15 protein-coding genes are annotated in these 14,657 nt (G+C 70.2%); 14 read left to right on the forward strand and 1 reads right to left on the reverse strand.

Features of this window, described 5'->3' with window-relative positions; genetic code table 11:
- Positions 1–49 precede the first annotated feature (49 nt).
- The 10 genes from GCN81_RS15460 (at position 50) to GCN81_RS15505 (ending at position 10,970) form a co-directional block, all read left to right on the forward strand.
- The gene (locus GCN81_RS15460) at positions 50–1,201 is read left to right on the forward strand and encodes a hypothetical protein (protein ID WP_156725185.1); all 1,152 of its coding nucleotides are present in this window, start codon (positions 50–52) and stop codon (positions 1,199–1,201) included.
- Between the two features lie 269 nt (positions 1,202–1,470).
- The gene (locus tag GCN81_RS15465; protein ID WP_156725186.1) at positions 1,471–1,671 is read left to right on the forward strand and encodes an MbtH family protein; all 201 of its coding nucleotides are present in this window, start codon (positions 1,471–1,473) and stop codon (positions 1,669–1,671) included.
- A gap of 122 nt (positions 1,672–1,793) precedes the next feature.
- Positions 1,794–4,499 (forward strand): helix-turn-helix transcriptional regulator, encoded by a 2,706-nt coding sequence (locus tag GCN81_RS15470; protein ID WP_156725187.1) that lies wholly within the window; start codon positions 1,794–1,796, stop codon positions 4,497–4,499.
- Positions 4,500–4,779: 280 nt separating this feature from the next.
- Positions 4,780–5,523 (forward strand): 2OG-Fe dioxygenase family protein, encoded by a 744-nt coding sequence (locus GCN81_RS15475; RefSeq protein ID WP_156725188.1) that lies wholly within the window; start codon positions 4,780–4,782, stop codon positions 5,521–5,523.
- Positions 5,520–6,617, forward strand: coding sequence for a M20/M25/M40 family metallo-hydrolase (locus GCN81_RS15480; protein ID WP_156725189.1), 1,098 nt, complete (start codon positions 5,520–5,522; stop codon positions 6,615–6,617). The genes GCN81_RS15475 and GCN81_RS15480 overlap by 4 nt, the downstream gene beginning before the upstream one ends.
- A complete protein-coding gene (gene lysX, locus GCN81_RS15485) occupies positions 6,614–7,495 on the forward strand; it encodes a lysine biosynthesis protein LysX (protein ID WP_231626742.1) in 882 nt (293 codons plus the stop codon). The genes GCN81_RS15480 and lysX overlap by 4 nt, the downstream gene beginning before the upstream one ends.
- Positions 7,492–7,830 (forward strand): hypothetical protein, encoded by a 339-nt coding sequence (locus GCN81_RS15490; protein ID WP_156725190.1) that lies wholly within the window; start codon positions 7,492–7,494, stop codon positions 7,828–7,830. Before lysX ends, GCN81_RS15490 begins: the two co-directional genes overlap by 4 nt.
- Entirely contained in the window at positions 7,823–9,151 is a 1,329-nt protein-coding gene (locus GCN81_RS15495) for a DegT/DnrJ/EryC1/StrS family aminotransferase (protein ID WP_197287651.1), read from the forward strand. The genes GCN81_RS15490 and GCN81_RS15495 overlap by 8 nt, the downstream gene beginning before the upstream one ends.
- Positions 9,148–9,987 carry a transketolase gene (locus tag GCN81_RS15500; RefSeq protein WP_156725191.1) on the forward strand — a complete coding sequence of 280 codons (840 nt, stop codon included), beginning with the start codon at positions 9,148–9,150 and terminating at the stop codon, positions 9,985–9,987. The genes GCN81_RS15495 and GCN81_RS15500 overlap by 4 nt, the downstream gene beginning before the upstream one ends.
- A complete protein-coding gene (locus GCN81_RS15505; protein WP_156725192.1) occupies positions 9,984–10,970 on the forward strand; it encodes a transketolase family protein in 987 nt (328 codons plus the stop codon). Before GCN81_RS15500 ends, GCN81_RS15505 begins: the two co-directional genes overlap by 4 nt.
- A gap of 5 nt (positions 10,971–10,975) precedes the next feature.
- Here GCN81_RS15505 and GCN81_RS15510 read toward each other — a convergent pair whose 3' ends face one another.
- Positions 10,976–11,752: a GNAT family N-acetyltransferase gene (locus GCN81_RS15510; RefSeq protein ID WP_197287652.1), complete on the reverse strand. Its 777-nt coding sequence runs from the start codon at positions 11,750–11,752 to the stop codon at positions 10,976–10,978.
- Between the two features lie 54 nt (positions 11,753–11,806).
- Between GCN81_RS15510 and GCN81_RS15515 the strand changes: the two genes are divergently transcribed.
- The 4 genes from GCN81_RS15515 to argC are packed head-to-tail and all read left to right on the forward strand — an operon-like array spanning position 11,807 to position 14,655.
- Positions 11,807–12,394, forward strand: coding sequence for a hypothetical protein (locus tag GCN81_RS15515; protein ID WP_156725194.1), 588 nt, complete (start codon positions 11,807–11,809; stop codon positions 12,392–12,394).
- Complete coding sequence (locus GCN81_RS15520; protein WP_231626746.1) at positions 12,384–13,472, forward strand: BtrH N-terminal domain-containing protein; 1,089 nt, start codon at positions 12,384–12,386, stop codon at positions 13,470–13,472. The genes GCN81_RS15515 and GCN81_RS15520 overlap by 11 nt, the downstream gene beginning before the upstream one ends.
- Before the next feature lie 2 nt (positions 13,473–13,474).
- On the forward strand, positions 13,475–13,636 hold the full coding sequence (gene lysW / locus GCN81_RS15525) for a lysine biosynthesis protein LysW (protein ID WP_197287653.1): 162 nt from the start codon (positions 13,475–13,477) through the stop codon (positions 13,634–13,636).
- Positions 13,633–14,655 carry an N-acetyl-gamma-glutamyl-phosphate reductase gene (argC, locus tag GCN81_RS15530; RefSeq protein WP_156725197.1) on the forward strand — a complete coding sequence of 341 codons (1,023 nt, stop codon included), beginning with the start codon at positions 13,633–13,635 and terminating at the stop codon, positions 14,653–14,655. The genes lysW and argC overlap by 4 nt, the downstream gene beginning before the upstream one ends.
- The last annotated feature ends 2 nt before the right edge of the window (positions 14,656–14,657 follow it).

Genomic DNA, 14,657 nt, shown 5'->3' on the forward strand with positions numbered 1-14,657 from the left:
GCGCGGGACCAGCGCGGGACAGCGACGCGGGACAGGGAGAACCAAGAACATGCGCAACGGCCTGAACATCACCGGTGTCTCGGAGAGCGTGCACGAGTACCGGGACAACCCGGAGGAGGCCGTCGCCGACTTCCGGGTCGTCACGCCGCTCCCCGCGCCCGGGGAGGAGACCGCGGTCAGCCGTACCCTCGCCCTCCGGGACGGCACCTACCGCATCGCCCGCGACTTCACGCTGCGGCACCGACTCGCCCTGGACAGCCGGTCCGGTGACCCGACCCCCTGGGAGTCGATGCTCGTCGCTGTCGCGGCCTGTGTGCTCACCACCAAGGTCAACGGTTTCACCTCGCGGGGCGTGACCCTGGGCGCCCTGCGTACCACTGCGCGCGCCCGCTTGCGGCTCGGCCCGGATGGCGCCCCGGCCGCCGGTGCCGTCCTCGACGACCTGGGGTGGAGCACGGAGATCGACTGCGACGCACCCTCCGAGACGCTGCGTTCGATCAACGAGTTGGTGGCGGTTTTCAGCCCGAACCACCAGGCCGCCCTTGACACGACGTCGGCAGAGGCCACGGTCACCGTGCTGGGTCCCACCGGGAGTGAGGTGTTCCCGGTGGTGTGGGCCCCCGCCGTGCAGGAGTCGCCGGACGACTGCGCCGTAGAGGCCGATGTCGTCTGGGAGTACGGCTCGGAGTCGGCGTACACGACCCGAGTCACCACAGGGGGCATACGCCGGGTGACGGGTCCGCTCGTCGTCGACCAGGCCAAGCAGATGCTCGGCATTGACAAGGGGCCCAACTCGCAGGAGATCCTGCTCTCCGCCGTCACCGCCGAGGTCGCGGGGCTGCTGCGGCACGAGCCGGCGCTCAGGGATGCGCCGGTGGAGGGTGCCAGGCTCCTCGGCTCGGGCCGGCTCGACACCCGGGGGATGCTCAATGTGGTGAGGGAGGTCCCCAGCCGCTTCCACGACCTACGACTCGACCTCGCGGTGGAGTGCGACCCGGGGCATGGCCACAAGCTGGCGGCGGCGCTGGGCGCGGCCTTGTCGCGTGCCGTGCTGCCTGCCACCTTGCTGGCCCAGCTCACCGTGGCTGTCGAGATGGTCCGCGGTGGCCGTCAGGAGGCCGGCGGCCTGACCACACTGGCTCAAACGGAGGCTGTGCGCGACGAGGTGACCCGTCGACAACAGGCAGCGCAACAGGGCTGAGAATCGTCGAAGATCTTCAAAGTGCAGACCTCCGCATGCAGTTCGTTGCTCAACCTTGACTTCGAGGGGTGAGGCAATTTACGGTCGTGGCCAACACGGGGTTGTAACGGGGGCAGATGAAAATCCTTCGCGTGACCGGCGTTGATTTCAAAGGTTTCCCGTCGCGACGCGGCATCTCCGACGGTGATGTTGTCCCCTCCTGCTGTCTTTCGACTGACCTTTGATTTACGTTTTGACGGTTGTGTACACGGCCAGAGAACGGGGAGATCATGGCAGAGCGTACGGACGAGCTCACCTATGTCGTCGTAGTCAACGACGAGGAACAGTACTCGATTTGGGCCCGTGGCAGGGTGGCCCCGGCCGGTTGGCGTGAGGCCGGAATGGCTGGCAGCAAGCGGGACTGTCTGGCTTACATCGAAGAGGTATGGACGGACATGCGCCCGCTGAGTCTCCGTCGCGCCACGGAGTAACCGAGCGCGCCCGCTCGCCCAGAAGCTCAATCTTACCCGGCGCGATCGGGAATGCCGGGGAACGGGGGTAGGAAGGCATGTCCAGGGTTGTCGTGGGGCGGCAGCGTGAATTGAGCACCCTTATGGAGATCGTTGAGGGTGTGGTCGACCGGCCAGTTCTGGTCAAAATTCCCGGTGAAGCCGGAATCGGGAAAACCAGACTACTCACGGAATTCCTTGCGTGGGCCGCAAAGAATTCATCCCTGAGGTCCCTGGAATGCACGGCGGCCGAAGACCGGCACGGCACGTTCCGGCCTCTCTCCAGCCTGCCGGGCCTGGACGACCCGCGCCCGCGGGAGAACCCTCTGGCAGACCTACCGGAACTGGCAGACCCCGGCGGGGCCGTCCTCGTCGTCGACGACCTGCACCAGGCATCGCACGCCCTCAACCTGACCCTTGAGAAGCTCATCTGGAACCCCCCGCAGCTCAACCTCCTGGTGGTCCTGGCCTACCGGCCGCACGGGGTCGCCAACCGCCTCCTGGCCGCACTCGGCGCGGCCCAGCCGCAGTGGGACGTCATCGACCTGTCCCTCGGGCCGCTGAGCGCCGAGGCGGCCGCGGAGTTGCTGCTGGATCAGCTGTGTGGTCAGCATGACATGACCGTGCATCAGGAGAGTGGCGGAAATCCGCGGTATCTGAAGCTGCTCGCCGCGCTGTGCCAGGGGGACGACTGTCGGGGCGAGCCGCTGCTCCGGGGCACCGCCGAACTCCCGCGGGAGGCCACCGCGTCCATCCTGGCCGACCTGGACACCCTCTCCGCCATCGCGCGGACCGTCGGCTCCGCGGCGGCCGTGATCGGTGACGCCTTCGACCTTGAGCTCACTGCGGCCGTGGCCCAATTGGACCGTACGACCGTGCTCGTGGCCGTCGATGAACTGCTCGCCCTCGATCTGGTTCAAGCGGACATGGTGCCCGGCAGTTTCCGCTTCCGGCACCGCGTGCTGCGTGGTGTGGTTTATCGCTCGGCGCCCGAGGGCTGGCGTCTGGGGGCGCATGCGCGGGCCGTGGAGGCGTTGAGCCGCGTCCCCAACCAGCCCACCGTGCGCATCGCGGAACACGTGGAGCGGGCGGGTGCGGGCGGGCCCGAGGCGGCCGAACTGCTGACCTCAGCGGGGAAGGTCATCAAGCTTCAGGACCCCGAGACCGCCGCCGCCTGGTACACCGCTGCTCTGCGCATGCTCGGGGAAAGCCCGGACAGCCGGGAACAACGGGTGGAACTCCTGACAGCCATCGCCGAGGGGGCGCTGGTCGTGGGGCGGCTCGAGGAGAGCAAGGCCGCCCTGGACCGCCGCGAAGCACTGCTCGCCGGCAGCGTCGCCCGGCCTGACGGGGAAGCCGTCGCCATCGAATGCCGGGCCCGGCTTGCCCAGTTCGCCGGACGTTACACCGAGGCCCGGACCGTGCTGCGCCAGGCCATCGCCTCCCGGGTCCCGGCGGCCGACTCCCGGCGGCTGCGACTCGTGCTCGCCGCCACCACCGTCCGGGACACCGGCTGGGAGTGGTCCGAGGACGCCCTCCTGAGTGCCATAGGCAGTGGGGACCACCTGCTCCAGGCCTTCGCGCTCGGTGTGCACTCGGTTGCCGCGCTGACCGAGGGACGCCGGGCCGTCGCGGAGCGCAGTGCGAGCGAGGCGGCGCAGCTGATCGACTGGCAGAGCGATGAGCAGCTGGCCTGCCGTACCGATGCCGTGTGCCACGTCGCCTGGGCCGAGATGCGGCTGGGACACCATGCTGAGGCGGCCCGTCACTTCGCCCGCGGACAAGGGGTGAGCAGGCGGCATGGTCAGTGGCAGGCCATGATTCCACTCCTTGTCGGTCACGGCACCGTCGAGCTGCGGCGGGGCCGCCTCGAGCGTGCCAGGGAACAGGTGAACCAGGCGATGAAGCTGGCCCAGGGGCCCGGCCGTGCGGACCTGCTCGGCATGGTGCTTGCCCTGCGGGCGGAAATCTCCCTGGCCGGCGGTGCCACGCTGCAGAGCCTGGATGACAGCCGGGCGGCGGCCGAGGCGATCACCCCGGACACCCCGACATGGCGTCAGATACGGCTGGCACAGGCTGCGGCGCTGCTCGCCCACGGCGAGCCCGCGGCGTGCATGGCCGCAGTCGTCGACGCGGGCGGTGGCGCCCGTCTGCTCGACCTGCCGATGTGGGACCACCCCAGGGCCCTCGACCTGTTCAGCCAGGCCGCGCTGGCCGCCGGAGGCCGGAACGAGGCCGAGGAGGCAGCCGAACGGGCCTGGACGGCAGCAGAGTTGCTGCAACTGCCCGCTGCGCTGAGCCTGGCCGCGACAACCCGGGCCCGGGTGGCGGAGAAGCCTGCCGAGGCGCTCGGCCACGCGCTGCGGGCAGCGGAGATCGAGGACCATCCCTTCCTGGAGATGCCGGCCCGGCTGCTCGCGGCCAAGGCGCTGTGGGACATGGGGGACGCCGATGGCGCAGCACGAGAGCTGGACGCCGTCGAGTCGACAGCCGGCCGGTGCGGTCTGGGCGAGGCCCCGGCCGCGGCGCGTGAGCTGCGCGAGCTGATCGCCTCCCGCGCTGCCGCCGCACGTCCGCCGGTCGAGCAACACATGCTGAGTCAGCGGGAGTTCGAGATCGCGGAACTGGTCAGCCAGGGCCGGACCAACCGGCAGATAGCGCGCAAGCTGGAGGTCAGCCACAAAACGGTGGAGACACACCTCGGACGGATCTTCACCAAGCTGGATGTGTCCTCACGGGCGCAGATTGCCAGCATGATCGGACGCTCCTCGGTCATCGCCCGCCCCCGCCGCACAGCCGCCGCGCGCTGACAGCCGCGGCACTCCCGTCGTACGGCGGCCTTCAGGCGGGAGACGCCATGCGACGGCCTCTGCCCGCAGCTCTCCCACAGCCCTCCCGCGTACCGGTGGACGTGTGAACCACTGGCCTCCCGCTGTCGTCGCGTGATCGACCGGCGGGCCTAGTCAGGGCAATGACCGACAGGTCCCGCGGCGGTCGGGATGCCAAGGTGGTCGCGAGCCTGAACGCCCTTTCTGACCCTGGTAACGGGCCCGACGTCATTCATAGTTCACACACTCAGCGGAGGAGCGTATGGGGGCCTTCGGTCCGGCCGCGAACGGCTTCACGGAGCACGCATTGGAGGAGGCTGCCGCGGACATCGCCCGGAGCGGCTACACGGCGCTGGACGGAGGTCGTCTCCGCACTCTGCTGCCCGCGGACGTGCTCGAGACCTTCAGTCAGTTCTGGAACGACCTGCCCGCGGATGAGGCGCTGACGGGCGGCGGCGGATACCGGTACCGGCGCTACGGACGCGTTCGGGTGGAGGTCGGTGCGGAAGAGCCGTCGTTCGAGGTTCTTCCCCACACCACCTTCCGGCAGGACGGCATTCCGCTGTGGCGCGGCGCGGAACGAGAGTTCGCGCCCATCGAGGAGAAGGCGCTGCTGCATCCGGGCATGGCGGCGCTGACGGGCTTCGACACGGCTCTCGCCACCGCGATCAGCGGTCGGCGCAGCTGGGAGTTGGGCATCCATCAAATCCGCATGGTCGCAGGCCAGGACGAGGACGGTCTGCCCACGCCCGAGGGCCGTCACCGGGACGGCCACTGGTACATAGGGATGCATCTGCTGAGTCGCGAGGACTGTCAGGGCGGCGAGTCGACGATCTACCCGGAGCAGGGCGAGCCGGCCAAGTTCACCCTGCGGACCCCGCTCGACTCCGTGTTCGTCGACGACCGGCAGGTCACGCACGAGGTGTCGCCCACCAAGCCCATCCAGCACACGGGTATTCGCGACATGCTCCTGGTAGACATCAACCCCGGGGGCGAGGCCCGGTGACCTGGCCGGCCCCGGGCCATGAGACCGAACTCCTGCGCTCCATGGTCGAGATTCCCTCCGTGTCCGGCGACGAGGGCGAGCTGGCCCTCATGCTGGCCGAACGGATGGCCGCCGCCGGATTCGACAGTCACATCGACGCGGCCGGAAACGTCCACGGAGCCGTCGGTGACCCGGAGGGCCCCGAGATCCGGATGCTCGGGCACATCGACACGGTCCCCGGCGACCTGCCGGTGACACGGGAGGGCGACGTCCTCACCGGCCGCGGCACCGTCGATGCCAAGGGCCCGCTCGCCGTCATGATCTGCGCCGCCGCCCGGCTCGCGGACCGCGCCCCGGCCCGCCTGACGGTGATCGGGGCCGTGGGGGAGGAGGCCGCTTCGCACGGTGCCCGGCACCTGCTCCACCTCGCACCGCCCGACGCGCTGCTCATCGGCGAACCGAGCGGGGTGCACGCCGTCGGCATCGGCTACAAGGGAGTCTTCCGGTTCCGTACGGACTTCACGCAGCCGCCCGCCCACACCAGCTCCAGCCAGGCGACCGCGGCCGAGGTGGCCGTCGCGTTCTGGCAGGAGCTGAAGGCCTCGCTGGCCAAGGGCCTCACCGATGACACGCCGCTGTTCCAGCGTGCGCTGCCCACTCTCGTCGGCATGACTGGCGGACTCGAACACGCCACCCTCGACATCTCCTGCCGCTTGCCCATGGGCTTCGACACGGAGGCGTTGACCGAGCGGATGCGCTCCGACTGCCGCGTCACTGTGGTCGAGGACGTGCCCGCCGTCCGATCCCGACGCACCGATCCCGCCGTGGCCGCGCTGAACGGGGCCATCGCGTCGCGCGGGGGACGGCCCGTCCCCAAGCTGAAGCTCGGCACCTCCGACTGGAACGTGGTCGCCCCCCACTGGCCCGTCCCTACGGCCGCCTATGGGCCGGGGGACTCCCACGTGTGCCACAGCGTCGACGAACGCATCAACCTCACCGAGTACCTGGCGGCCATCGACGTGCTGACCGATGCGCTGCCCCGGCTCGCCCACGCACTGCGCCGCGCCCGGTCCACGGACGTCGCCGAGCATCTCCCAGGGAGGGTCCTGCAGTGACCGCAAGGGGACAGAAACTGGCTGTACTCGCTTCCAGGACGCGGCTGGAGGAGAAACTCCTCCTGGCCGAACTCCGCAGGCGCGGCATCGACTTCGAGCACGTCGACGTCCGGCGCCTGACCGTGCGTCTGAACACCTCCGAGCGCCTCGTCCTGCCGTACGCGGGAGCGCTCAGCCGGGAGATATCGCATACCCGCAACCTCCACGCCACCCGACTGCTCGAGCACGCCGGAGTGCCGGTGGTCAACAGCTCCGAAGTCATCTCCGTGTGCGGAGACAAGCTTCTGACCACGCTCGCCCTGCGCGACGCAGGGCTGCCCACCATCCGGGCTCTGGTCACGCTCAGCCCCGAGGCGGCGCTGGACGAGCTGGACGACTTCGGCTACCCCGCGGTGGTCAAGCCCCTCACCGGTTCCTGGGGGCGGCTCGCTGCCCGCATGCACGACCATGAGCAGGCCGAGGCACTGCTGGAACACCGTGCCGCGCTGACCGGACCACAGCACCAGATCACGTTCGTTCAGGAGTACGTCGACAAGCCGGACCGGGACATCAAGGCGTACGTCTTCGGCGGCGAGGTGATCGGCGCGATCTACAAGGTGCGCGAGGACCACTGGCGCACCAACACCGCGCGCGGCGGCCGGGCGGAGAAGTGCCCGCTCACCGACGACCTCGCCAAACTGCTCCAGGCCACGTCCGAGGCCGTCGGCCCCGGAGTGCTCGGCGTCGACGTCATCGAGCACCGGGACGGCCGGATGTACGTCAACGAGGTCAACCACACTCCGGAGTTCCACGGCGCGATCGAAGTGCTCGAGACCGACCTGGTCGGCGCCTACGTCGACTACGTACTCGGCGCACTCGCGCTGGGAGCCGGACGATGAGTCACCCTCAGCAACCGGTGGCGGAAGCGGCCGTGGGCCCGGACGGGCTGCTGGAGCTGCCTCCCGGGTACTACGACTGGCTGCGGGTCCGGCTGTGCCACCCGGCCCGCCAGGAGACCTCCGGTGTCGCCTGGCTGCACTTCGCCGATGTCGTCGACCCGGAATTCCTTGTCGCCACGGCCGGGTCGACCGTGGCCTGGCTTCCGGTGCCACGTCGCGGCGTCCTGCACAGCGTACGTCTGCCGGGCCAGCCGGAACTGGCGGTATCCAGCGTGACGCCGGTGCCCTCACACGCCCGCACCTTCCGACCCGACGGAGGCGACGCGCATGACTGATCGGACACGCATGGCTGGCCAAGGGAAACTCGCCATGCTCGGTGGCGCCCGCACCGTCACCAAGCAGGACGTGACGAAGGCACTGACCGGATGGCCCGTGGTGACCGAGCGGGAACACGCCGCGTTGCGCGACGTGTTGGACGGCGGCCTGTTCACCTCCAATGACGGAGGGCGCGGCGAGGTCAGCAAGCTTCAGACGGAGTGGGCTCGTTACGTCGGGACCCGGCACTGCGCGGCCGTTGCCAACGGCACCGCGGCCCTGGAACTGGCCCTCGCCGCCCTCGACCTGGAGCCGGGCGCCGAGGTGCTTGTGCCGGCGCTCACCTTCGTCGGCAGCGCCGTGCCCATCATCCAGCGAGCGCTCAAGCCGGTCTTCGTGGACATCGACCCTTGGACGTACACAATCGACCCGACGGCCGCCGAGAAGGCCGTCACCGGCCGCACCCGAGCCGTGATCGCCGTCCATCTGCACGGACTGCCCTGCGATATGACGGCCATCGCGGCGCTGGCCGACCGCCACGGCCTCTATGTCATCGAGGACGCCGCCCAGGCTCAGGGCGCCACCTACCAGGGTCGCCGGGCGGCCTCGCTCGGGCACATCAACGCGGTCAGTCTCAACGTCGTGAAGAACCTCCCCACCTGCGGCGAGGGCGGCCTGGTCACCACCGACGACGAGGCGCTGCACGAACGCGTCGTGCTGCACCGTCAATTCGGCGAGGAGCTGAAGCCCGGCCGGGACCGTGACTACCTGTCCAGGGTGCCCGCGGGCAACGAGAAACTCAGCGCCGTGCAGGCCGCGTTCACCCGTTGCCAGCTCGAGCGCCTGGACTCGGACAGTGCCGCTCGCGATACCGTCGTACGCCGCTTCCTCGACCGCCTCGACGCCCTGCCCGGCGTCGTCGTCCCTGGCTGTCCCGAGGACCGCACCCACGCATGGCACATCCTGCGGCTGAGGTTCGACCCGGCTGCCGCAGGCTACCCCGAGCTGGCGCCCGGAGCGTTTCGGGCCGTGGTCCAGCGGGCGCTACGCGCCGAGGGAGTGCCCGTACAGCCCTACCAAGTGGTGCCGCTCCCCGGCCAGCAGGCCTTCCACGATGTCGGCGCGGACATCGGGGACTTCCCCGTGAGTCTGGCCGTGATCGACGAGTCGGTCACGCTCCAGCGCTGGCACCTCAACCCAGCCTGCGGACCCGTACTCGATCTGTGTGCCACCGCGTTCGACAAGGTATGGGGCCAACTCGACACCCTGGCACCCGTGATCGCCTCAGCCCGGCACCGCCCGCTCTGGCACACGGCTGTTAACGGAGGAGCAGCGCGATGACAGCGTCCACGGAAACAGCCCAACCGTCCTTCGCTGAGCAGGCGTTGCGGATCCGGGAGCACATCCTGAAGATGGGCGCCTCGCCGCACGGCGCGCACATCGGCGGCAGCCTCTCCTGCGCGGACGTGCTGCTGCATCTCTACACACGGGTGCTCGACGGCCGCCCTCAGGAGCCCGACTGGCCGAACCGGGACCGCTTCGTGCTCAGCAAGGGCCACGCCGCGCCCGCGCTGTACGCGGTGCTGGCCGAGACCGGGTACCTGCCGGTGGAGGAGCTGGAGACTTACACACAACCCGGCAGCCGACTGGCCGGCCACCCGCTCAGCCGGGTGCCCGGGGTGGAGTTCCCCACCGGGTCGCTGGGCCATGGCCTGTCTCTCGGTACCGGCGTCGCCTTGGCCATGCGCCGACTAGGCCGCCCCGCACGGGCGTTCGTGCTGCTCGGGGACGGCGAACTCCAGGAGGGCTCGGTCTGGGAGGCGGCGATGGCGGCCGCCCACTACCGGCTCGACAACCTGGTGGCCATCGTCGACCGCAACGGCCTGCAGATCACCGGTAGCACCGAGGACTGCGTGGCCCTCGAACCCCTGGCGGACCGCTGGCGCAGCTTCGGCTGGTCCGCCGTCGAGATCGACGGCCACGACGAGTCCGTGCTGGAAAAGACGTTCGCCGCGCTCCCCGCGCGGACCGGGAAGCCCACGGTGATCATCGCCCGGACCGTGAAGGGCCGGGGCGTGGCGCTCTTCGAGGGCAAGAAGAAGAGCCACTCCGTACAGCTGAGCCCGAGGCTCTATCAGCGGGCGAAGAAGGACCTGAGGTCAGGCAGGACGACATGAGCGACGTACGCACCGAAGCACCGCCCGAGCAGGGGTGGGCCGAGCGGTACGCCGTACCCGCGCGGGAAGCCTACCGCCGCACCCTGGTGGATCTGGCCCGGTCGGACCCACGGATCTTCTGCGTCGATTCGGACATGGGCGGACTGGAGACCCTCTTCGGCGAGGAGTTCCCCGCGCAGTACGTCAACGTGGGCATCGCCGAGGCAAACCTCCTTGGTGTCTGTGCCGGGCTCGCCCACTCCGGGCTGCGGCCCTACGCCAACACCATCGCCAGCTTCGCCGCGGCACGCGCCTGCGAGCAGCTGAAGGTCGACGTCGCGGGCAACAACCTGCCGGTCCGGGTCGTCGTGACGCACGCCGGGCTCTCCGCCGGTCACTATGGCCCCACTCACCACGCACTGGAGGACATCGCCATCGTGCGGACGCTGCCGCACATGACGGTGGTCGTGCCGTGCGACGCCGCGGAGACGGAGGCGGTCGTGCGGGCCACCACCGACCTGCCCGGCCCCCTCTACGTGCGGCTGGGACGCGGTGCGACGCCGCTGGTGAACGAGGGTCCTTACGACTTCCGCCTCGGTGAGGCCCGGCTGCTGCGCGAGGGCGAGAACGTCACCCTCGTCGCCACCGGCCCCTACCCGGTGGTGATGGCCCTGGAGGCGGCCGAACTCCTCGCCCGGCAGGGGTACTCGGCGCGGGTTCTGAACATGCACACCATCAAGCCGCTCGACACCGTGGCGCTCGGCCGTGCCGCCCGGGAGACCGGTGGCATCGTCACGGTCGAAGACCATGTGCGGGTCGGTGGACTCGGAGCGGCCGTCTGCGAGACGGTCGCGGAGGATCATCCCTGTCCTGTGCGCCGGATCGGCGTGCCTGACGGCTACCTCGACCATGTGGCGGACGAACGCCAACTCCTCGAGTACGCGGGAGTGCACCCGCAGTCCATCGCGGCGGCGGCCCTCAGTATCGCCCGGGGCCGGGAGTGAGCTGCTCAGACAGCCACGGACGTCCGCGCCGGCGGGCGGCGCCACCAGGCCAGCAACCGGGGATGGCGCTGCCGGGGGCGGCAGAAGGCGTCCACGGCGACGGCGGGGCGGACGAAGAGCGTCTCGCCTCCGGCTCCGCCGCTTTCGCCGCCGTCGTGGCACGTCAAGGCACGTTGCACCATGGCGAGTTCGGCGGACGTCGCACCCGGCCAGAAGTCCGCCCCGATCGCCTTCGGGTGGGCCGGGACCTGCTCCCCGGAGGCCAGCAGCCGCGACCAGCAAGAGGTGCCACCGGCCACCGCCCGCCACTCCAGGAGCAGTCCGGGCCCGACCGGTGCGGCATCGTGCGGCACGGGCATGAGCCGGGCACCCAGAGCGCGGCGCATGTGGACCTCGGAGAGCGGTTTGTCGGCCGCGCCGAAGTGTCGCACCGTGCGGTAGCCAAGGCGTGCGTAGAACGCCGGGTTGCCCCGCTCCACCACCGCGTCCAGCGCCACCTCACGGGCGCCGGCGGCCGCGGCGGCGGCTTCGAGCCGGTGCACCAACGTCGTCGCCGCACCGGTGCGGCGACAGGTGGGGTCGACCGCCAGCCGCCGTATCTCCCACAGCTCCGGCGTCACCCGCACGGCCCGCACCGTGCCCACCAGCCGTCCGGCGTCCCGTGCCACCCACAGCGGTTGGCCCGCGGCCAGGTCCCGGTGGACCTCCTTCGCGTCTGCCAGGGCGCCGTCCGCGGTTGGCAGTCCGGGTAGGAGATCCCCCGTCGCATAGGCAGTCCGCACGAGTTGGGATATCCGCTCAGCGTGTTCCCGGGAAAGGGAAGTGATGAGGTCCACATGCATTCACGCATGGTAAGCACGGTCGTCGATATTTCAGAAGCCTGCGACAATCGCGGAATTGCGAAATCAGGCGCCGACGAGTCCTACGGATTCAACATCTGGCGCAACACCTTTCCCGCCGAGAGCCTACCGGCCCCCGGCTCATCGGTGGCCGTGGCGGGAGTGACGTTCGAGTTCCCGGCCAGGGAGAGCGGTCGCGGCGACAACATCCGGTGCCGCGGCCAGCTCCTGCCACTGCCCGCCGTCCGCCCCGACTGGCTCTACCTCCTCGGCGCGGCCGAGCGGCGCACCGAGGACGAGGTGGAACTCCACTACGCGGACGGCGCGGTGCGTACGGCCTGGCTGCGCATGTCCGACTTCTGGCCCGAGACCGCCGCCTGGTTCGGGGAGCCCGAGGCGTTCCGGACCTCGGGGCTGCGCTACCCGCGCCACACCCACGACGGCCACCGTCCCGCGATCTGGCAGCAGCGCATCCCGGTCACGGTGGCGGGCGAGCTGACCGCGCTGCGGTTGCCGGACAACCCGGCGATGCACGTCTTCGCGCTCACCGCCGTCAGGGAACCGGGGGTGCGTGATGCGAGTTGAGCTGGCACCCGTCGCGCCCTGGCGGCACGAGCTGGGCCACTGCCTGCATGCCACGGCCGGAGTGCTGCTCGCCCACCGAGGCCTCGACCCGCAGATCGTGCTCGGCGCGGGCTGGGGCTTCCACTACCCGGGCGACCTGCGCCGCGAGGAGTACTACCTGCCCGGCCACGCCGAGGACCTCTTCGCCGGGCTCGCCCCCCACCACGGACTGCACTCTCGCTGGCACACCCCTGCCGGACCCGACGAAGGCTGGCAGGAGGTACGCGCGGAGCTGTGCGCGGGGCGCCCGGTGGCCGTGGCCGCCGACAACTTCCACCTGCCGTTCCGTCCCGCCTACCGGGACGTGCACACCAACCACCTGATGGTGGTGCACGGTTTTGACGACGAGGCGGGCGAAGCGTACGTCACCGACCCGGTACCGCCCGCCTACCAGGGGCCGCTGCCGCTGGCGGCCCTGACGGCGGCCCGGGACTCGGGCAACCCCGTCCGGCATGACCGGGACATGTTCTTCACCGCGAACCCGATCGGCAACCGCTGGCTGAGCTGGGAGGCGACGGACCCGCAGCCGCCCTTCACCCCGGAGTTCGTCGCCGAAGTGGTGGCCCGCAACGTCCGGGGACTGACCGATCCGGCCGACCGGCGGACCTCGGGACTGCCGGGGCTCCGGGCCTACCTCGACGGAGCCTGGGAACGGCTGCCGGACGCGCCCGACGTGGTGGACGAGGTCTTCATCGTGGCCGGTCCCGTGCTGGCCGTGAGCGGACTGCACGGCGACTTCCTGGATCGCGCAGGGCGGGAGTTCGGCGACCGGCGGCTGCGTGAACTGGCCCGGCTGGTCGCCCGCGTCACCCACCACTGGTCGGCCCTGCGGATCGCCGTGGCCACCGCACGCACGGACCGGGCGGCGGCCCTGCCCGCCCTACGCCGTCGCTCGGACCGGGTCATCGTGTCATACGAGCAGGTACTTGCCGCGCTGCACGGACACCTGTCGGGGCTTTCCCCTACTGCCCACTCCTTCGGGCCTGAGCGAACCTCGAAGCGTCAGACGGATGGACTTCCGGCGGAGGTGGCGCAGTGAACGTGGCTTGTCCCGAATGCGTAGCGGAAGTGAAAGTCGCGCAACAGCCCGAGCTCAATGAAATCCTCGAATGCGGAGAATGCGCCGGTGAACTCGAAGTGATTTCACTGGACCCATTGATGGTCGCGGTGGCGCCTGAGGTCGAGGAGGACTGGGGCGAGTGATCCGGGTCGGGATCGTAGGCGGTGCCGGCTATATCGGAGGAGAACTGCTGCGTCTCCTGTCCGGGCATGCGGAAGTAGAGATCGCGGCGGTCACCTCGTCCCGACTGAGCGGTCGGCGCGTGGACGGCAGCCACCCGAATCTGCGGGGCAGAACCGGCCTCGTCTACCTCCCGCCAGAGGAACTGCCCGAGTGCGACGCGCTGTTCCTTACCAGCTCAACCGTGGCGGACCGGGATCAGTGGGCCGCGCTGACGGCCCGGGGCAAGGTCGTCTACGACCTCAGCCCCGATCTGCGACTCGCCGATCCCGCCGTCTACCGCCGTCACTACGGCGAGCATCCGGCGCCCGACCTGCTCGGCAGCGCGGTCGTCGGACTGCCCGAGCTGTACCGTGCGCAGCTGAGCACGGCGGATCTGGTCAGTGTCCCCGGCTGTATGGCCACGGCGTCGATCCTGGCGCTGCGGCCGCTGAGCGAGGCGGGACTCCTGGAGCCGGCGGTCACCGTCGACGGCCGGGTCGGCTCCAGCGGATCGGGTGCTTCGGCCGGTGAGATGAACCTGCACGCCGAACGAAGCGGCGTGCTCCGGGTGTTCGCCCCGTTGAACCATCGGCACCAGGCCGAGATCGCCCAGGCCACCGGCCTCGACGTGATGATGACCGCCACCGGTGTGGACGCCGTGCGCGGGGTCCAGGTCCTGTGCCACGCCAAGTTGGTTGAGCCCATCCCGGAGCAGGAGGTGCGGCGGCTCTACCGCGCGGTGTACGGCGCTGAGCCGCACGTCCGCGTCATCGCCCAGAAGCGGGGTAACTACCGGCTGCCCGAGCCGAAGATCCTGCTCGGCTCCAACTACTGCGACGTCGGCTTCGCCATGGACCCGGAGACTCGCCGGGTGCTGCTGTGCGGGGCGCTCGACAACCTCGTCAAGGGAGGCGCGGGCAATGCCATCCAGTGCCTCAACATCCGGATGGGCTGGGACGAGTCACTCGGGCTCGACTTCCCCGGCCTGCACCCGATCTGAGC

Origin of the sequence: Streptomyces apocyni (assembly GCF_009739465.1) — a bacterium.
GTDB lineage: Bacteria > Actinomycetota > Actinomycetes > Streptomycetales > Streptomycetaceae > Streptomyces > Streptomyces apocyni.